Annotated in this window: 14 protein-coding genes; 7 read left to right on the forward strand and 7 right to left on the reverse strand. The window is 73.2% G+C overall.

Annotated elements, in window-relative coordinates:
* Window positions 1–46 precede the first annotated feature (46 nt).
* A complete protein-coding gene (locus ACH4S9_RS40765) occupies window positions 47–2,044 on the reverse strand; it encodes a WD40 repeat domain-containing serine/threonine protein kinase (protein ID WP_398376737.1) in 1,998 nt (665 codons plus the stop codon).
* Window positions 2,045–2,241: 197 nt separating this feature from the next.
* Between ACH4S9_RS40765 and ACH4S9_RS40770 the strand changes: the two genes are divergently transcribed.
* Both ACH4S9_RS40770 and ACH4S9_RS40775 read left to right on the forward strand, forming a co-directional pair.
* The gene (locus ACH4S9_RS40770) at window positions 2,242–2,853 is read left to right on the forward strand and encodes a TetR/AcrR family transcriptional regulator (protein WP_311725143.1); all 612 of its coding nucleotides are present in this window, start codon (window positions 2,242–2,244) and stop codon (window positions 2,851–2,853) included.
* Complete coding sequence (locus tag ACH4S9_RS40775; protein ID WP_311725144.1) at window positions 2,850–3,743, forward strand: sigma-70 family RNA polymerase sigma factor; 894 nt, start codon at window positions 2,850–2,852, stop codon at window positions 3,741–3,743. The genes ACH4S9_RS40770 and ACH4S9_RS40775 overlap by 4 nt, the downstream gene beginning before the upstream one ends.
* 33 nt (window positions 3,744–3,776) lie before the next feature.
* Here ACH4S9_RS40775 and ACH4S9_RS40780 read toward each other — a convergent pair whose 3' ends face one another.
* Complete coding sequence (locus ACH4S9_RS40780) at window positions 3,777–4,502, reverse strand: alpha/beta hydrolase family protein (RefSeq protein WP_358849316.1); 726 nt, start codon at window positions 4,500–4,502, stop codon at window positions 3,777–3,779.
* Window positions 4,503–4,641: 139 nt separating this feature from the next.
* Between ACH4S9_RS40780 and ACH4S9_RS40785 the strand changes: the two genes are divergently transcribed.
* The gene (locus tag ACH4S9_RS40785; protein ID WP_398376741.1) at window positions 4,642–5,493 is read left to right on the forward strand and encodes a helix-turn-helix domain-containing protein; all 852 of its coding nucleotides are present in this window, start codon (window positions 4,642–4,644) and stop codon (window positions 5,491–5,493) included.
* Window positions 5,494–5,531: 38 nt separating this feature from the next.
* Window positions 5,532–6,329, forward strand: a complete 798-nt coding sequence (locus ACH4S9_RS40790; RefSeq protein WP_398376743.1) for a sulfite exporter TauE/SafE family protein — start codon at window positions 5,532–5,534, stop codon at window positions 6,327–6,329.
* On the opposite strand, the gene ACH4S9_RS40795 is transcribed toward ACH4S9_RS40790, so the two are convergent.
* Together ACH4S9_RS40795 and ACH4S9_RS40800 are read right to left on the reverse strand one after the other, a co-directional pair.
* Window positions 6,256–6,828: a hypothetical protein gene (locus ACH4S9_RS40795; RefSeq protein WP_358849319.1), complete on the reverse strand. Its 573-nt coding sequence runs from the start codon at window positions 6,826–6,828 to the stop codon at window positions 6,256–6,258. The genes ACH4S9_RS40790 and ACH4S9_RS40795 overlap by 74 nt on opposite strands.
* A 30-nt stretch (window positions 6,829–6,858) precedes the next feature.
* Entirely contained in the window at window positions 6,859–7,641 is a 783-nt protein-coding gene (locus ACH4S9_RS40800; RefSeq protein ID WP_358849320.1) for a TetR/AcrR family transcriptional regulator, read from the reverse strand.
* 136 nt (window positions 7,642–7,777) lie between these two features.
* Between ACH4S9_RS40800 and ACH4S9_RS40805 the strand changes: the two genes are divergently transcribed.
* A complete protein-coding gene (locus ACH4S9_RS40805; RefSeq protein WP_385351684.1) occupies window positions 7,778–10,012 on the forward strand; it encodes an ATP-binding cassette domain-containing protein in 2,235 nt (744 codons plus the stop codon).
* Window positions 10,013–10,025: 13 nt separating this feature from the next.
* On the opposite strand, the gene ACH4S9_RS40810 is transcribed toward ACH4S9_RS40805, so the two are convergent.
* The 3 genes from ACH4S9_RS40810 to ACH4S9_RS40820 all read right to left on the reverse strand — a co-directional run bounded on the left by ACH4S9_RS40810 (window position 10,026) and on the right by ACH4S9_RS40820 (window position 13,496).
* Complete coding sequence (locus ACH4S9_RS40810; RefSeq protein ID WP_385351675.1) at window positions 10,026–10,517, reverse strand: GNAT family N-acetyltransferase; 492 nt, start codon at window positions 10,515–10,517, stop codon at window positions 10,026–10,028.
* Between the two features lie 32 nt (window positions 10,518–10,549).
* Window positions 10,550–11,623, reverse strand: coding sequence for a LacI family DNA-binding transcriptional regulator (locus tag ACH4S9_RS40815; RefSeq protein ID WP_311725155.1), 1,074 nt, complete (start codon window positions 11,621–11,623; stop codon window positions 10,550–10,552).
* Between the two features lie 565 nt (window positions 11,624–12,188).
* The gene (locus ACH4S9_RS40820) at window positions 12,189–13,496 is read right to left on the reverse strand and encodes an MFS transporter (RefSeq protein ID WP_398376748.1); all 1,308 of its coding nucleotides are present in this window, start codon (window positions 13,494–13,496) and stop codon (window positions 12,189–12,191) included.
* Window positions 13,497–13,763: 267 nt separating this feature from the next.
* On the opposite strand from ACH4S9_RS40820, the gene ACH4S9_RS40825 reads away from it, so the two are divergent.
* Window positions 13,764–14,570 carry a putative protein N(5)-glutamine methyltransferase gene (locus ACH4S9_RS40825; protein WP_398376750.1) on the forward strand — a complete coding sequence of 269 codons (807 nt, stop codon included), beginning with the start codon at window positions 13,764–13,766 and terminating at the stop codon, window positions 14,568–14,570.
* Window positions 14,571–14,843: 273 nt separating this feature from the next.
* On the forward strand, window positions 14,844–18,281 hold the full coding sequence (locus ACH4S9_RS40830) for an AfsR/SARP family transcriptional regulator (protein ID WP_398376752.1): 3,438 nt from the start codon (window positions 14,844–14,846) through the stop codon (window positions 18,279–18,281).

The following is an 18,281-nucleotide window of genomic DNA, read 5'->3' on the forward strand; positions in this document are numbered from 1 at the left end:
GTGAAGAGGGCGAAGGGGGCAGGCGGAGGTCCGTGGGAGACACCGTCTACGGGAGCTTCCACAGCTGGATCGAGGTGTCGGACTCCTCCGACACGGCGCTCAGGTTGAGCCCGGCCGCCAGCGTCGTGCCGTCCGGGCTGAACGCCAGCGCCGAGACCGAGGTGGTGTAGTCGGACTTCGGCATGACGCCGGTCAGGGTGGTGGCGACACGCTCCGTGGACACGTCCCAGAGGCTGATGGTCTTGCCGATGGTGTCGCTCGCCTTGGGCTCGATGTTGCCGCCTGCGCCCGCGACCACCGCTTTCCCTGCCGGACGGTACGCCGCCGCGACGATGTACGGGTGACGGTCGGTGAGCGTCGTGGTGAGGCGTCCGGTGTCCACGTCCCACAGCCGGATGCCGGGACCGGCGGCGACGAGGGTCTTCCCGTCCGGGCTGAACGTCACCCAGGAGTAGTTCTTCTTCCGGTCGGCGGCGAAGGTCCTGACGAGACGGCCGGTGTCGGCGGACCAGAGCCGTACGGGGCCTTTGCCGGTGTCGGCGGCCACGCTGGCCACGGTCTTGCCGTCCGGGCTGAACGCGAGCCCCTGAACGCTGCCGGTGTGCCCGTCGAGGGTGGCGGTGGGGCGGCCGGTGGATGTCTTCACGAGTTGCAGCCGGTGGTTGTCGCGGCCGACGGCGAGGGTCGTGCCGTCCGGGCTGATCGCCAGGCTGGTGACACCGTCGAACTGGCCGGTGTACGAGGCGAGGACACCCATCGGCGCGCCGGTGCGCACGTCCCAGCGGCGCAGGGTCTGGTCGAGGCCGCCGGTGAACAGCGTCTGGCCGTCCGGGCTGTAGACCAGGGTCAGGACGGTCGAGGTGTGGCCCTGGTACGTGGTGATGGTGCGGCCGGAGGTGATGTCCCACAGCCGCACCGTGTTGTCCATGCCGCCGCTGGCCAGGGTCCGGCCGTCCGGGCTGAAGGCGAGGCATTCGACCTGGCCGGTGTGGCCGGCCAGCCGCGCCACCGGCTTGGTGGGGTCCTTGGCGGTGTCCTTGGTGGTGCCCTTGGCGGAGGCGGGGGTCGCGCCGCGGCCGCCCTTCGGCTCGGTCTTCGCCCCGGAGTCAGGCCAGAGCAGGAACGCGGGGACGGCGACCGCGGCCGTGGCGGCGGCCGCGACCCCGCCGAACAACAGGGTGCGCCGCGTACGTGGCGCGGTGGCGGCAGTGGCGGCGGCGGGAGGCGCGGCCGGTCCGGTGACCGAGAGCCGGTGCAGGATGTCGGCGGCGGACGGGCGCCCGGCGGGGTCCTTGGCCAGACAGACGCTGACCAGGGAATGCAGGCTGCCGCCCGCGACGAGACCGTCCAGCCGGGGCGGTTCGCTGGTGACGCGGTGGATGATCCCCGGGACGGTCGACGCGTCGAACGGGCTGCGGCCGGTGGCCGCGAAGACCAGGACGGAGCCGAGGGAGAACACATCGCTGGCGGGCGAGACCGGGGTGGAACGCACCTGCTCGGGCGACATATAGGCGTAGGTCCCGATGATGGCGCCCTTGCGGGTCAGCGGTCCGGCCTCGGAGGTGTGGGCGATGCCGAAGTCGATGATGCGCGGGCCGTCGTCGGCGAGGATGACGTTGCCGGGCTTCAAGTCCCGGTGGATCAGGCCGCAGTTGTGGATGGCGGCCAGGCCCTCGGCGAGTCCCGCGCCGAGGCGCAGCACGGCGTCGGGGGCGAGCGGGCCGTTCTCGGTGACGACCTGCTGAAGCGTGGGGCCCGGAATGAACTCGGTGACCAGCCAGGGGGATTCGGCCCCGGGGTCGGCGTCGACGACCTGTGCGGTGTGAAAGCCGCCCACGAGCCGCGCGGCCTCCACCTCGCGGGCGAACCGTTCCCGGAACCGCGGGGTGGCCGCCAGCTCCGGCCGGATCAGCTTCACCGCGACGTTCCGGCCGGCCGGCGACGTACCGAGGAAGACCTGCCCCATGCCGCCCGCGCCCAGCCGGCCGTCCAGCCGATAGGAGCCGACGCGCTGGGGGTCCGAGGGGCCTAGTGGCTCCGCCATGCGCTACTCGAATCTGCCAGGACGGATGGGGCGTTCACGCCCGGTATTGAACCATGCCGCCGAGTGCGCGGGTCCGCTGTGCGCCTGTCCTGCGGCCGGGCGGTGGCGGCGCGGAGTGGCTGTCGGGCCCCTGCTCTGGCATCATGAGCAAACGGAACTATGTTCCGGTAAGGAAGGGTATAGGAGGGAGCGGCCCGATGGGCTACAGCGGCGATAGCGCGGGGCGCGCGGCCCGGTCCAAGCGGGCGGACGCCCGGCGCAACGAGGAGACGCTGCTCGACGCGGCCGCCGCGGTCTTTGTCGCGTCAGGCGTGGAAGCGCCGGTGCGCGACATCGCGGCCAAGGCCGGAGTCGGGATGGGCACCATCTACCGCCACTTCCCGACCCGGGCGGATCTCATCGTCGCCGTCTACCGGCACCAGGTCGAGGCCTGCGCCGAGGCCGGTCCGGCCCTGCTGGCCACCAGCGAGACGCCGCACGCCGCGCTGGCGCGCTGGATCGACCTCTTCGTCGATTTCCTGGTCACCAAGCACGGGCTCGCGGCCGTGCTCCAGTCCGACAACACCGGCTTCGAGACACTGCACTCCTACTTCCTCGACCGCCTCCTGCCCGTGTGCGCCGAGTTGCTCGACGCCGCGGCCGCCGCCGGTGAGATCGGCTCGGACGTGGAGGCCTACCAGCTCATGCGCGGCGTCGGAAACCTCTGCATCGGCGCCGAACACGATCCCCGCTACGACGCACGTCGACTCGTCGGGCTGCTCATCGCGGGACTGCACCGACGGACCGGACCGCGAGGATGTGACGGGTGAGCGAGAAGGAACTTCTGGCCCAGCGATTCGAGGAGCACCGCTCCCATCTGCGCGCGGTCGCTTACCGCATGCTGGGCTCGCTCAACGAGGCGGACGACGCCGTCCAGGAGACCTGGCTGAAGCTGAGCCGCTCCGATGTGTCCGAGGTGCGGAACCTGGGCGGCTGGCTGACCACCGTGGCGGGCCGGGTGTGCCTGGACATGCTGCGCTCCCGCGGTTCGCGCCGTGAGGAGCCGCTGGAGGACCAGGACGGGGTGATCCGGCTGCCCGACCCGGTCGTCAGCGGCCCGGGCGGCGTGGACCCCGAGCAGGAGATGCTGGTCGCCGACTCGGTGGGCATCGCCCTCATGATCGTTCTACAGACCCTCGCGCCCGCCGAGCGGCTCGCGTTCGTCCTGCACGATCTGTTCTCCGTGCCCTTCGACGAGATCGCCCCCATCCTGGGCCGCACCCCGGCCTCCACCCGGCAGCTCGCCAGCCGCGCCCGCCGCCGGGTGGAGGGGGCCGCGCCCGCGGCCGACACCGATCTCGCCCGCAGGCGCGAGGTCGTGGACGCCTTTCTCACCGCCTCGCGCGGCGGTGACTTCGACGCGCTCCTCGCCGTCCTCGACCCCGACGTCGTGGCGCGCTCCGACGGCGGCACGCTGCGGCCCAGCCTGCTGCGGCGCGGCGCGGCGGATGTGGCCTCGCAGGCGATCACCTTCGCGCGGTTCGCGGAGGCCGGGCACGCGGTGCTGGTCAACGGCTCGCCCGGGGTGGTCGCGATCGCGGAGGGCCGCGTGGTGTCGGTCATGGCGTTCACGATCCGGGGCGGCAGGATCACGGCCCTCGACATCCTCACCGACCCCGAGCGCCTCGCGCGCATCGACGTCGGCGCGCTGGGCGCCTGACCCGCCTCGGGGTGCGTCCGGCGGTGGCGCGGGTCAGCCGAGCCGGAGCAGCAGTTCGGCGAGGTCGGCCGGCGTGGTGATCATGCAGTCGTGGCCGGTCGCCAGCTCCCACACCCGCGCCGGGGTGCCGTTGGGCTGTATCGCGGGGACGGGCCGCCGGGTGAAGCCTTCCGGCTCGCCGACAACGCAGTGGATGTGCGTGCGAGGGATCGTGTTCGCGGCCGGGTTGTCCAGCCGGACCGGCTGCTGGAGGCAGCGCACCGGCTGATCCGACAGCATGGTGCGCAGCCATGCGACGTCCGCCGGGTCGGTGACCCCGAACAGTCCCATGGGCGGCGGCAGCTCGGGGAGCGGCGGGATTCGCCAGCCGCTGTCGGACTTCAGGGCGCGGTCGATCTGGGCCTGGGCGACGGGGAGGACATCGACCGCGGTCTCGCCGTCCTCCGGGACCATCGCGTCGAGGTAGACCAGATGCGCGATGCGGTCCGGGATCCGGTTGGCCGCGGACGAGATGACCAGCCCGGCGTAGCTGTGGCCCACGAGTATCACCTCGGTGAGGTCTTCCTCGGTGATCAGGGTGACGACGTCCTCGACGTGCGTGTCGAGCCCTACCTCGGGGCTCAGCAGATGCGCTTTGTCGCCGTAGCCGGTCAGCGTCGGCGCGGCCACCCGGTGTCCGGCCGACGCCAGCAGCGGGACCACCCGCTCCCAGCACTGTCCGCTGTGCCAGGCGCCGTGCACCAGCAGATACGTGGACATGGTTTCGCTCCTCGCTGTCGCTTGTGGGGCTTGTCGCCCGACCACGCTGCCGCCCGGGCTCCGGCCGAGCCAGGACCCCCGCGATCCTGGGGGTGACGGGACCAGGCACAGGCGCACTGTTGCGCATTACGGTGGCGAGATGACCGACGAACCGAACCTGTTGGGCGATTACGTACGCGCCCGCCGTGAGCTCGTCACTCCTGAACAGGTCGGTATCCAGGTGGTGGGGGTACGGCGCGTGCCGGGCCTGCGCCGGGAGGAGGTCGCGATGCTCGCCGGCATCAGCGCCGACTACTACCTGCGCCTGGAACAGGGCCGCGACCGCAACCCGTCCGCGCAGGTCCTGGAGTCCCTCGCGAGCGCACTTCAGCTCGACGACGACGGGACGGCGTACCTGCTGCGCCTTGGCGCCGACAAACCCCGGCGGCACCGGCGCCCGCGCCGGAAGGAGACCGTCCCTCCGGGCGTCGCCAAGCTCGTGGCCACGCTCCCGCTGCCCGCGTTCGTCGAGGGCCGCTACTTCGACGTGCTCGCCGCCAACGCCCTGGCGGCCGCCGTGTCACCGCGCCTCACGGTGGGAGGCAACCGCCTGCGGGACGCGTTTCTCGACCCGGCCGAGCGGGCCCTCTACCCGGACTGGGAGAACGCCGTCGTGGGCATGGTCGCCGGGCTCCGCGAGTCCGTCGGGACCGACACGGACGACCCCCGCTTCATCGAGCTCGTCGGTGAGCTCTCCCTCGCCAGCCCCCGCTTCAGCCGGCTGTGGGCCCGCCACGACGTGGTGGTGTGCGAAGGCGAGACCAAGCGCATCGACCACCCCCAGGTCGGTCTCCTGCGGCTGAACCGGGAGCGGCTGGGCATCGGCGGTACGGCGGGCCAGAGCCTCATCGTCTTCCACCCGGACCCCGGCACCGACAGCGCCGACAAGCTGGCGCTCCTCGCCTCCGCCGTACGGACGCCCTCCGGCGGCCGCGTCGGGACGGGTGCCTGAAGGCGCTGAACAGCGGGGGCTTAGCATAAGCCCCTGGCATGGACACCATTACTCTCTGGGAATTCGTCGCGCTCGCCGGGGCGGCGACGCTGGTCGGCCTCTCGAAAACCTCCGTCAGCGGCGCCAACACCGTCAGTCTCGCGATCTTCGCGGCCGTACTGCCGGCGCGTGAGTCGACCGGGATTCTGCTTCCCCTGCTCATCATCGGCGACCTGTTCGCCGTGTACACGTATCGGCGCCACGCCGACTGGGCCACGCTGGTGCGGCTGTTTCCCGCGGTGGCCGTCGGGGTGGTGGCGGGCACGGTGTTCATGCTGTGGGCCGACGACGCCGCGGTGCGCGTCTCGATCGGGGTGATTCTGCTCGTCATGGCCACGGTCACGCTCTGGCGCCGGCGTGCGGCGAGCCGGGCGGCGGGGGAGAAGGCGGCCGGGGAGAAGAAAGAGGCGACAGAAGAAGGTCAGGCCCAGGGGCGGAGCGGCGCGCGGCTCAAGGCCGGGTCGTACGGGGTGCTCGGCGGCTTCACCACGATGGTGGCCAACGCGGGCGGCCCCGTCATGTCGATGTATCTGCTCTCGGCGGGCTTCCGGAAGCTCGGTTTCCTGGGGACCTCGGCGTGGTTCTTCCTGATCGTCAACGTCGCCAAGGTGCCCTTCAGCGTCGGCCTCGGCCTGATCGACGGACGCTCGCTGCTGCTGGACGCGGGCCTGGCCCTGTGCGTCATACCCGGGGCGTTCCTCGGAAAGGCGATCGCGGACCGGATCAACCAGCTGCTCTTCGAGCGGCTGGTGATCGCGGCCACCGTGGTGGGCGGCGCCCAGCTGCTGCTGCGCTGAGACGGCGCGCCGTCCGCTCCGCCCGCGCCGCCCGCGCGGTGGCGCGCAGGGACGCCTCGTACTGCCGCCGGGCGAAGACGAACGGGCCGAGGCCCGTGAGGTCCCAGTCGTCGCGGCGGACATTGCGGAAGTCCGACCACCGCACGACCGCGTCGTCCACCTCGACCCGGGCCACCAGCGCCCAGCACTCGTCCACGCCGCACGGGCAGGTCAGCAGCAGCGTCTCGTCGTCCCGCCACACGTCGGTGGCCCCGTCGACGGGCTCGCCCAGCAGATGGCGGCTGGGCCAGGCGCGGCCGTCGGCCCGGGGCAGCGCATAGGCGCCGGCCAGCAGCGGGACGGGGTCGGGGGCGAAGTCCGCCGCGCTTTCGCGCTGCTCCTCGACCGCGTACGGAAGCTCCGCCTCGCGTACGAGGTCGAGCAGGCCGGTGCCGTCCACGACGATGTCGATGACATGGAAGCGGTGGGGTCGCGGCAGACGGAACTCGATGGTGTGCATCGCGGCCATGCTACGTCCGGCGGATCCGCCTCAAGCGCCGCCGCCGCGTGACTCGATGAGTGTGGCGAGGCCGTCCAGAGTCCGCTCCAAGCCGAAGCGGAAGCTGTGTTCGGGGCTGTACGCGGCCTCGTGGGCCTCGCCCGCGGCGTTGCCGACCCGGGCCGCGAGGGGATAGCGCTCGGCGTTGAAGACCCTGGCCAGGAGGGGTGCGTTGGCCTCCCACCACTGTGCGTCGGACATCGCGCTGTCCCGGTGGGCCGCCTGGGCGTCCAACTCGGCGCGGACCGCGGAGTGGACGAACTGGAGCAGAAAGGTCAGCGCCGCGTCCATCTCGATGTCGGTCAGGCCCAGGCCCTCGAACGCGGCCAGCTCGTGCTCGTACTTGGCCATCACCCCGGGGCCGAGCGGCGGGCGGACGGTGGGCAGGGACGCCACCCAGGGATGGCGGCGGCACAGCCCCAGGTTCTCCCGTGCGACGGCCCCGACCCTGGCGCGCCAGGGGTCGGCCGGGCGCTCGGCGCGCTCCATCTCCAGGTAGGCGGAGTCCAGCATGAGGTCCAGCAGCTCGGCCTTGCCCGGGACATACGTATAGAGGGTCATCGGTGTGACGCCGAGGCGCTGGGCCACAGCGCGCATGGTCAGGGCCTCCAGGCCGCCGGAGTCGGCGAGCTCGATGGCGGCCCGGACGACCGCGTCGACGCTGAGCACCTGCTTGGGGCCGCGGCGGGGTGGCGCGTCCGCGGTCGCGGGCTCGCGCCACAGCAGTGCCAGGGTGCGGGCCGGGTCGCCCGCGCCGCTGCGTTCCTTGGCCATGTTTACCGTTCCTCTCCCGGCCATGCTCCCCCGCTGTACTCTGTACGCCGTACAGAGTACAGCGTACGAAGATCCTGTTCCAGGAGGAGAAGCCGTGAACACCACGTCCGGACCCCGCCCGGCCGACAGCCACCATATGATCCAGGTCCGCGGAGCCCGAGCGAACAACCTCAAGGATGTCTCCCTGGACATCCCCAAGCGCAGGCTCACGGTCTTCACCGGAGTGTCGGGGTCCGGGAAGTCCTCGCTGGTCTTCGGCACCATCGCCGCCGAGTCACAGCGCCTCATCAACGAGACGTACGCGGCCTTCATCCAGTCGTTCATGCCGAACCTGAACCGCCCCGACGTGGACGGGCTGCACAATCTGAGCGCCGCCATCGTCGTCGACCAGGAGCGGATCGGGGCCAACTCGCGCTCCACCGTGGGCACCGCCACCGACGCGTACACCATGCTGCGGATCGTCTTCAGCAGGCTCGGCGCCCCGCACATCGGAACGTCCTCCGCCTTCAGCTTCAACACCCCCGACGGCATGTGCCCCACCTGCGAGGGGCTCGGCCAGGCGTCGAAGATCGACATCGACCAGCTGGTGGACCGCGAACTCTCGCTGAACGAAGGGGCCATCACCGTCCCGAGCTTCGGCGTGAACTCCTGGTACTGGCAGGTCATGGCCCAGTCCGGCTTCCACGACCCGGACAAGAAGCTCAAGGACTTCACCGAGGAGGAGTGGGCGGACTTCCTCCACAAGGAGTCCACCAAGATCAAAGTCGGCTCCATCAACGTCACCTACGAGGGCCTCGTCCCCAAGATCCAGCGGCTCTATCTCTCCAAGGACCGCGAGTCGATGCAGGCCCACATCCGCGCCTTCGTGGACCGGGCCGTCGTCTTCGCCGACTGCTCGGACTGCGGCGGCACCAGGCTGAGCGCCGCCGCGCTGTCCTCGACCATCGACGGGGTCAACATCGCCCAGTGCTCGGCCATGCAGATCAGCGACCTCGCCGAGTTCATACGGTCCATCGAAGACGCCTCGGTGGCCCCGCTGCTGGGCAATCTGCGGAATCTGCTGGAGTCGCTGGTCGAGATCGGGCTCGGCTATCTGAGCCTCGACCGCTCCTCCGCCACCCTCTCCGGCGGCGAGGCGCAGCGGGTCAAGATGGTGCGCCACCTCGGCTCCAGCCTGACCGATGTGACCTATGTCTTCGACGAGCCGACCATCGGCCTGCACCCCCACGACATCCAGCGGATGAACGACCTGCTGCTGCGGCTGCGCGACAAGGGCAACACGGTGCTGGTCGTCGAGCACAAGCCCGAGGTGATCGCGATCGCCGACCATGTCGTGGACCTCGGCCCCGGGGCGGGCGCGGGCGGCGGCGAGATCTGCTTCAGCGGGGACCTGGCCGGGCTGCGCGCCTCCGACACCCTCACCGGACGCCACCTGGAACACCGGGCGCGGCTGCGCGAGACGGTGCGCACACCGCGCGGGCGGCTGTCCATCGAGGGCGCGGACCGGCACAACCTGAAGAGCGTCGACGTGGACATCCCGACCGGCGTGCTGACCGTGGTCACCGGCGTGGCCGGCTCGGGCAAGAGCTCACTGATCCACGGCTATCTGGCCGGGCGGGACGGGGTGGTGGTGGCCGACCAGTCGCCCATCCGCGGATCGCGCCGCTCCAACCCGGCCACGTACACCGGGCTGCTGGGCCCGATCCGCACCGCCTTCGCCAAGGCCAACGGCGTCAAGGCCGCGCTGTTCAGCGCCAACTCGGAGGGCGCCTGCCCCAACTGCAACGGCATCGGGCTGATCTACACCGACCTGGCGATGATGGCCGGGGTGGCCTCGGTGTGCGAGGAGTGCGAGGGCAAGCGGTTCACGCCCGAGGTGCTCACCTACACGCTGCGCGGCAGGAACATCAGCGAGGTGCTGGCCATGTCGGTGGCGGAGGCACACGAGTTCTTCCCCTCGGGGCAGGCACACGCCGTCCTCGGGCGGCTGGTGGACGTCGGGCTGAGCTATCTGCGGCTCGGCCAGCCCCTGAACACCCTCTCCGGCGGCGAGCGCCAGCGGATCAAGCTGGCCATCCACATGGCCGAGAAGTCCTCGACGTACATCCTCGACGAGCCGACCACCGGGCTGCACCTGGCGGACGTCGACAAGCTGCTGGCCCTGCTGGACCGCCTCGTCGACGACGGCAACACGGTCGTGGTCATCGAACACCACCAGGCCGTGATGGCCCACGCCGACTGGCTCGTCGACCTCGGCCCGGGCGGCGGCCACGACGGTGGGCAGGTGGTGTTCACCGGCACCCCCGCCGACCTGGTGGCCGGCGCGGACACGCTGACCGCCCGCCATCTGCGGGAGTACGTGGGAGCCTGATGTTCCGACGTGGTCAGCGCGGGGCGGTGAGCCGGAGCCGATAGCCGACCCCAGGGCGCCCGTTGATCTCGATGTCCTCCACGCCCGTGAACCCGCTGCGGCGGAGCACGGCCGTGGAGGCGAGGTTGTCGCGGGTGGTGATCGCCCTGAGGGCCGTGAGCCCGTACGACTCGACGGCCAGTCGGCAGACCTCCGCCACCGCGGCCGTCGCGACCCCGCGTCCCGCGGCCCGCTCGGCCACGCGATAGCCGAGCTCGGCGACGCCCTCCTCGACGTCCACCAGATTCACCCGGCCGACCAGCTCTCCCGCCTCGTCCAGGACCACATGGAAGTGGCACACACCGGCGTCCTGCTCGGCGAGCCGAAGACGGTGGTAGGAGGCGAACTCCGCGAAATACGCGTCGCCACGGTCCGAGATGGACCGCGTGAAGTACTCCCTGTTCTCCCGCTCGAAAGCGAGCAGGGCGGGGGCGTGATCCGCCCGGAGCCGTTCCAACCTCACCATGTTCCGGAGCATACGGGGCCCGGGGCCGACGGTCAGGTCACTTTCTCGGCGGCGGCGGGGGCGGGGGCCGGCGCGGGGCCGGTGCTGTGGCGGACGACCAACTCGGTGGGGATGTCCACCCGGACCCCGGGCTCGGGCGCGTGATGGAGCTGGTCCAGCATCAGGGCCAGGCAGCGGCGGCCGACCTCGGCGAAGTCCGTACGGACGGTGGTCAGCGGCGGCAGCAGATGCGCGGCCTCGGGGATGTCGTCGTAGCCGACCACGCTGACGTCCTCCGGCACCCGGCGCCCGGCCTCGTGCAGGGCGCGCAGCACGCCCACCGCCATCTGGTCGTTGGACACGAACACGGCGGTGACCTCCGGGCGCCCGGCCACCCGGCGGCCCAGCTCATAGCCGGAGTCCGCGCTCCAGTCGCCGAACAGCGGCTCGGGCGCGACGGCCCCCGCGTCCTTCAGGGCCGCCCGCCATCCGTCGAGGCGGGCCTCCGCCGCGATCCAGCCGACCGGGCCCGCGATATGCCAGACGGTGCGGTGGCCGAGGCGCAGCAGGTGTTCGGTGGCCTGACGGGCCCCGGACGCCGAGTCCCCGGCGACCACCGGGACCCGCTCCCCGAAGCTCTTGTCCAGAGTGACCAGCGGAATGTCATGGCCCGACTCGACCAGGGCCTGGCTCACCGAGCGCTGCGGCGCGATGGCGATCACGCCGTCGGCGCCCTCGCCGAGCAGCCGGTCCAGCGCGCCCGCCACGGACGTCCGGTCGGCGGCGGTCAGCGCGATCGTGCTGACCAGGTAGCCGGCCGACTGGGCCGCCTCGTTGATGCCCGCCAGGATGGCGGCCGGGCCGAAGCGGGTCGCGTCGAAGGAGATCACGCCGAGCATCCGGCTGCGCCCGCTGGCCAGCGTGCGGGCGCTGGCGGTCGGGCGGTAGTCCAGCTCCGCCATCGCGGCCCGCACCCGCTCGCGGGTCTCCTGCCGCACGCTGGGGTGGTCGTTGAGCACCCGCGAGACGGTCTGGCCGGAGACGCCGGCGAGCCGGGCGACGTCCGCCATCACGACCCGCGAGCCGGCCGTGGCCCGGCGTCGCCGTGTCCGGGCGGGCTCCGCCATACCGGGCCTTCCTTCCTGTCCGCTGTGTCTGCCCTACACCCTAGGGGGTGGCCGATGGATCATTCCCCTCCCCGCCCCTTCCCTCAACTGGGGCTCCGCCCCAGACCCCGGGGTCTGGGGCGGAGCCCCTGCCACGCGGCGGAGCCGCAGTGCGAAACGGCTCCTCCCACCCTGCCGATCTGCGGCTCCGCCGTGTCTGGTGCGCCGCCCCAGGCCCCCGGAGTCCAGGGGCGAAGCCCCCCCACGCGGCGGAGCCGCACATCGACACGGTTTCCCGGCCAATGGCCATCTGCGGCTTCGCCGCGTGGGGGCGCCGCCCCAGACACCCGGGGTCCAGGGGCGAAGCCCCCCACGCGGCGGAGCCGCAGATCGACACTGCGGGAAGGGGCGGGGAGGGGAACAGATCCGCCGGACACCCCTGGGCCCTGCGGTCCGGGGCCCCGCAGGGTGTGTCGGCGGCCGCCGAGCGGCCTCGCGCAGGGGCGCGGTGAGCCACGCGGGCCGGGCGGCGCCGGGGAGCCGACGTCCGGGTGCCCCCGGCCGCGCATAGCGCGTCCGCGCCGCGCTACGACGTCTCGCCCACCCGGTCGCCGGCCCCCGGGCGGGCGGGTTCGGGGGATGGCCTGGCGGTGTCCGTCGGGCGGCGCGTCGCGGTGGCGCGGATCAGCCATACCGTCGTGGCCAGGCAGATCGCCGACACCGCGGCCAGGATGAGCGGCACCGACCGGATGCCGGACAGCTCGATGGCCTTGCCCAGCGCCGGGCCCGCGGCCACGCCGCCGACCATGGAGGCCGCGATGACCAGCGCCCCGGCCCGGCGGGCGCGCGGGGCCGCGTCGTTCAGCCAGGGCAGGCCGGTCGGGAAGATCGGCGCGATGAACAGGCCGACGCCCGCGTACGCGTACGGGGCCAGCGCGGGCACCGCGGCGAGCAGCAGGCACGCGGTCATGCCCGCGCAGCTGACCGCGATGATGGACCGGGCGGGCCAGCGCAGCGCGAGCGGCGCGACCAGGAAGCGCCCGACCGTCATCATCAGCCAGTAGACGGAGGTGGCGGAGGCGGCCGCGGTGGCGCCGTAGCCGACGGTCTCCAGGTGGGTGGGCTCCCAGCCGCCGACGCCCGCCTCGATGCCCACGTGCAGGACGTACAGCAGGACGAAGGCGCCCAGCACGGTGGCCAGGCTGCGGGACCGGACATCGGCGGCGCGGCTCGCGCCGTCCGCCCCCGTGGCCTCGTCCGTGCGCGGGGGAGCCCCGTCCCGCACCCCGGCCAGGCACAGCAGCAGCGGCAGGGTCAGCGCGGCGAAGCCGAGGAAGATCGCGGTGTAGCGCTCCGCCCCGACCAGGCCGATCAGCGCCGGGCCGAGGATCGCGCCGATGCCGAAGTGGGCGTTGAGGATATTGAGCATGGCGGTGCTGCGGCGCCCGAAGCCCACGGCGAAGAGCTGGTTCAGGCCGTAGTCGATGCCGCCGAAGCCGAGCCCGGCAACCAGCGCCATGGCGAGGGCGGCGGGCCATGTGGGGGCGAGGGCGAAGCCGGCCGCGCCGAGGGCCATCAGCAGATACGAGCCGCCCAGGAGCTTGCGGTTGCCGATCCGGGCGGCGGGGGCGGCGGGGTCGGCGCGGCCGAAGAGCCGGTCGAAGACGAGGACGCCCGCGACCCCGCCCACGAAGTGCGCGCTCAGGCCGAGACCGGCGGTGGAGGGCGAGAGGCCGAACTCGTCGCGGAAGGCGGGGATCGACGGGCCGTAGAGCGCCTGGAGCGCGCCGATCAGGATGAAGCCCACACAGGACGCGACCACGGCGGCGCGGCTGAACAGCGGGGTCTCGTCGTCGGGTCGGGGGAGCGGAGGCGTGCTCGGAGGCTTGTCCACGACGGGAGTGTTACCGCTAACATTCCGCCCGTCAAGGCATCCGCCGCAGCCCGGGGCACACCGCCGCGGCTCCCCTCGGGGCGGGGGCCCGCACACGGTTGCGCCACCGAACGCCTCGGGTAAAGTGTTCGCGGCTTCAGTAGCGAACGACCGAGGAGGTGAGACCCATTACCGCTGTGTCAGGTCGGGTGCTCTCATCTCACGGCCGTGCGGTCCCTCAGGGATAGGTGACCGCGGGAGCGCCCACAGGCGTTCCGAAAGGCTCCCATGTCGGTTTCACCGTCACTTCTCCCCCTCTCCACCATCGTCACCAGGCTCCGGGCCGTCGGCTGTGTCTTCGCCGAGGACGAGGCGCGGCTGTTGGTCACCACGGCGCGCACCCCCGACGAACTCGCCGCCATGGTCGACCGCCGGGTGGCAGGTCTCCCCTTGGAGCACGTCATCGGCTGGGCGGAGTTCCACGGTCTGCGGATAGCCGTGGACCGCGGCGTCTTCGTGCCCCGCCGGCGCACCGAGTTCCTCGTCGACCAGGCCGTCGGCCTCGCCCGGAACGGGTCCGTCGTCGTCGACCTGTGCTGCGGCTCGGGCGCGGTGGGCGCCGCGCTGCTCGCGGCGCTGGGCCCCGCCTCGCCGATCGAGCTGTACGCCGTCGACATCGAGCCCGCCGCGGTGCGGTGCGCGCGGCGCAACATCCCCGCCGGGGACGGCCGGGTGTACGAGGGCGACCTCTACGAGCCGCTGCCCGCCGCGCTGCGCGGCCGCGTCGACGTCCTGGTGGCCAACGCCCCCTACGTGCCCACCGACGACATCCGGCTGCTGCCCCCTGAGGCCCGCGACCACGAGCCGCGCGTCGCGCTCGACGGGGGCGCGGACGGGCTGGACGTCCAGCGGCGGGTGCTCGCCGAGGCCACGCGGTGGCTGGCGCCGGGCGGTCAACTGCTGATCGAGACCAGCGAGCGCCAGGCGCTGCAAACCGCCGAGACCTTCGCGCGGTACGGGCTGGTGCCGCGGGTCGCCGGGTGCGAGGAGCTGAGCGCGACCGTGGTCATCGGCACCAGGCCCGCCACGGTCTGATCCGCGTCCGCAGGGCCCCTTGGGAGGAGGCGCACGTCGGCGCGTCCCCCAACGCGCCGACGTGCAGAGGCCGCCGACCTGCCATCCCCCGTCAAGCAGGTCGGCGGCTCCCGAGGCGCCGCTCCGTTCCCAACCGGAGCCGCTGAGAACACTCTGCCGTACCGGACTTGGACGAAATCTTGAGGAAACCTTGGACGGCACGGCACGCGGCGTCCCGGATTCGCGAGAAGATCAGGGGGCGGGGGGAGAGACCAAGGGTGGGGAGAGGCTCATATGGAGTTCCGGGTCCTCGGCCCGGTTGAGGCGTGGACCGGAAACCGGCACGTCGACCTGGGGCACGCCAAGCAGCGCAGTGTGATCGCGGTCCTGTTGGTGGAGGCCAACCGCGTCGTACCCGCAGGGCAGTTGATCGACCGGGTGTGGGGCGAGGAGCCCCCGGCGTCCGTGCGCAGCGTGCTGTACGGCTACGTGGCGCGGCTGCGGGCGGCGCTGCGCGCTCTGGAAGAGGGCGCGGCGGGGGCGGTGGAGCCGGACGGGGCCCGGCTGGCGCGGCGCTCCGGCGGCTATGTGCTGGAGGTGGCGCCCGAGTTGGTGGACCTCCACCGGTTCCGCGGCCTGGGCGCCGAGGCCGCGGCCATGGAGGAGGACCCCACGCGCGCCGCCCGGCTGCTGCGCGGGGCTCTTGGGCTGTGGCGCGGGGAGGCCCTCTCCGGGCTGTCCGGCGACTGGGCCTGGAACATGCGGGAGCGGCTGGGCAGCGAGCACATCGCGGCCCGGCTGGCGCTGGGCGACGCGGAGCTGCGGCTGGGCCGGCACGGCGAACTGCTGCCCGAGCTGCGCGACCTGGCCGCCGCCCACCCGCTGGACGAGCGGGTCGTACGGCAGCTGATCGTGACGCTGTACCGGTGCGGGCGGCAGGCCGAGGCGCTGGAGGTGTACACGCGTACGCGCGAGCGGCTGGCCGATGAGCTGGGGGTCGACCCCGGGCCCGAGCTCCAGGCGCTGTACCAGCGGATCCTGGTGGGCGACCTCGATGTGCGCGCGCCCGCGCAACCGTCCGCGCCCGCGCAGCCCTCGTCCCAGGCCACCTCGGCCGACCCCGTGCCGCCCGGCCCGCAGGACCACAGCGGGCCGCGGCTGATCCCCGCCGAACTGCCGCGCGCCGTGCCCGGCTTCACCGGCCGCGCCGAGGCCGTCGCCCGGCTGCACGCCCTCGTCCCGCCCGACGGCCCGGCGCCCGACACCGGCACGGTGGTGATCTCCGCGATCGGCGGCACCGCGGGCGTGGGCAAGACCGCCCTCGCCGTGCACTGGGGCCACCAGGTGCGGGAGCGGTTCCCGCACGGCCAGCTGTACGTGGACCTGCGGGGCTTCGACGGCAGCCGCGAGCCGCTGCGCCCGCGCGACGCCCTCGGGCAGCTGCTGCGCGGGCTGGGCCTCACGCCGCAGGAGATCCCGGCCGACGAGGACGAGATGATCCTCCGTTACCGGTCGCTGCTGGTGGACCGGCGGATGCTGATCCTGCTGGACGACGCGGTCTCCGCCGAGCAGGTGCGCCCGCTGCTGCCCGGCGGGCCTTCCTGTCTGGTCGTGGTGACCAGCCGCAACCGGCTGAGCGGCCTGGTCGCGCGGGAGGGCGCGCGCCCCCTCATGCTCGACGTACTGTCCCCCGAGGAGGCGCACGCCCTGCTGGTTGCCGTCCTCGGGGAGCCCCGTGTGGCGGCCGAGCCGGAGGCCGTGGCCGAACTCGCCCGGCTGTGCGGCTGCCTCCCGCTCGCGCTGCGCGTGGCCGCCGCGCAGCTCGCCTGCGAGCCCGGCCGGCGCGTCGCCGACCTGGCGGCCGAGCTGGCGGAAGGCAGCAGGCTGGCGGTGCTGGAGCTGGAGGACGACGAACGGTCCGCGGTCCGTGCCGCCCTCGACCTGTCGTACCGGGCCATCGCCCCCCGGGCCCGGCTGCTGTTCCGGCGGCTGGGCCTGGTCCCGGGCCTGGAGTTCGACGCCGGGGCCGCGGCGGCGCTGCTGGACGACGCCGAGGCGCGGGCTGCGGAGGTGCTGGCCACCCTCGCGGGCGCGCATCTGATCGAGTCGCGCGGGGAGGGCCGTTACGGCTTCCACGACCTGCTCCGCGAGTACGCCTGGGAGCGGCTGGAGTCCGACGGCCCGGCGGGGGAGTCGGCGGCCGCGCGGGACCGGCTGTACGCGTGGTATCTGCTCGCCGCGGACGCCGCGGGGCGCATCCTGTATCCGCAGATCCCCAGGCTGCCGCGCGAGATGGGCGAAGCGGCCTTGGGGGACCCCGAGGATGGGCCGTACGCCCCGTTCGCCGCGGGCTCGGAGACGTTACGCATTCCCAGGGTGCACGCACCGATGCGGCTCGCCGACGAGATCGAGGCCATCGTGTGGCTGGAGGCCGAGCGGGCCAATCTCCTGGCCGTGATCGAGCGGACCGCACGCCAGGGGCCGCGCGCGGTGTCATGGCATCTGACGGACGCGCTGCTCGGCTACTTCTGGCTCTGCCTGCCCCGAGGCACCTGGCAGGTCACCGCGCAGAGCGCGCTGGACGCCGCCGTCGCCGAGGGCGACCGGCGCGGTGAGGCCGCCATCTACTACAACATCGGCTTCGCCCTGTGGGACCTCGGCGTCCTCGGCCAGTCCGCCCTCCACCACAACCGCGCCATCGAGCTGCACCGCGTCATCGGCTGGTCTCCCGGCGAGGCGGCGGCCCTCGGCGGACTGGCGTACGTGGAGTGGGAACAGGCCCGGCTGGACGACGCGCTCCGGCACTTCGACGCCGCGCTGGCGATCCTGCGCGAGCTCGGGCAGACCGACGCGGAGGCGCTGGCGCTCATCGGCGTCGGCCTCGTCCACCGGGACATGGGCCGGCTGCCGGAGGCCGTGAGCGACCTGGAGACGGCGCTGCACATCCGGCGCAAGGCCGGAGTCCGCTACGAGGCCAATCACCTGGACAACCTCGGCATCGCGTACTGGGAGGCCGGGCGGCTGCGCGAGGGCCTGGAGGTCCTCGCCGAGGCCGTGGCCATCAACGAGGCCGTCGGCTACCGCAACGGCCACGCGGTGGCGCTCCTGGTCACCGGCCGCATCCATCTGGAGGGCGGGCGCCACGAGGAGGGGCTGGAACACGGCGAGCGCGCGCTGCGGCTCGTCATGGACACCGGGAACCGCCGCATCCAGTCCGACGCCCTCAACACCATCGGTGAGGCGCACCGGCGCGCCGGGCGCGGCGACCGGGCGGCCGAGAGCCATGAACGCGCGCTGCTCGCGGCGCGCGCCGCGCAGAACCGGCGCGCGGAGGCGGACAGCCTGCTGGGCCTGGCCGCCGCCCACCGCGCCCTCGGCCACGCCGAGGCCGCGCTCGCCCGGGCGGACGAGGCCCGGCAACTGGCGCGGCGCAGCGGCTTCCGGCTGGTCGAGGGGCAGGCCCTGACCGAACTCGGCGAGATCCACGCCGCCGCAGGGCAGTACGCGGAGGCGCTCGCCTGCGCGGCCGAGGCGGTGGCCGTGCAGCGGGAGTCGGGCCACCGGCTGGGCGAGGCCCGGGCCCTCGAGGTCATCGGCCGGGTGCCGGACGCCGTGCCGGACCTGGCCGCAGGCGAGGAGGGGATGGCGGCCGGGGACGGCGGCCGGGCCCGGGCGGCCCGGCGCCGCGCGGAGCGGATCTACGCGGCCACGGGCGCGCGGCCCGCGGGCTGA

The organism is Streptomyces sp. NPDC021225, from assembly GCF_044332865.1.
Classification (GTDB): domain Bacteria; phylum Actinomycetota; class Actinomycetes; order Streptomycetales; family Streptomycetaceae; genus Streptomyces.

Coding starts and splice junctions, on each gene's coding strand:
- ACH4S9_RS40765 (WP_398376737.1), bottom strand. CDS start 2,044: ATGGCGGAGCCACTAGGCCCCTCGGACCCCCAGCGCGTCGGCTCCTAT.
- ACH4S9_RS40770 (WP_311725143.1), top strand. CDS start 2,242: ATGGGCTACAGCGGCGATAGCGCGGGGCGCGCGGCCCGGTCCAAGCGG.
- ACH4S9_RS40780 (WP_358849316.1), bottom strand. CDS start 4,502: ATGTCCACGTATCTGCTGGTGCACGGCGCCTGGCACAGCGGACAGTGC.
- ACH4S9_RS40785 (WP_398376741.1), top strand. CDS start 4,642: ATGACCGACGAACCGAACCTGTTGGGCGATTACGTACGCGCCCGCCGT.
- ACH4S9_RS40790 (WP_398376743.1), top strand. CDS start 5,532: ATGGACACCATTACTCTCTGGGAATTCGTCGCGCTCGCCGGGGCGGCG.
- ACH4S9_RS40795 (WP_358849319.1), bottom strand. CDS start 6,828: ATGCACACCATCGAGTTCCGTCTGCCGCGACCCCACCGCTTCCATGTC.
- ACH4S9_RS40800 (WP_358849320.1), bottom strand. CDS start 7,641: ATGGCCAAGGAACGCAGCGGCGCGGGCGACCCGGCCCGCACCCTGGCA.
- ACH4S9_RS40805 (WP_385351684.1), top strand. CDS start 7,778: ATGATCCAGGTCCGCGGAGCCCGAGCGAACAACCTCAAGGATGTCTCC.
- ACH4S9_RS40810 (WP_385351675.1), bottom strand. CDS start 10,517: ATGGTGAGGTTGGAACGGCTCCGGGCGGATCACGCCCCCGCCCTGCTC.
- ACH4S9_RS40815 (WP_311725155.1), bottom strand. CDS start 11,623: ATGGCGGAGCCCGCCCGGACACGGCGACGCCGGGCCACGGCCGGCTCG.
- ACH4S9_RS40825 (WP_398376750.1), top strand. CDS start 13,764: ATGTCGGTTTCACCGTCACTTCTCCCCCTCTCCACCATCGTCACCAGG.
- ACH4S9_RS40830 (WP_398376752.1), top strand. CDS start 14,844: ATGGAGTTCCGGGTCCTCGGCCCGGTTGAGGCGTGGACCGGAAACCGG.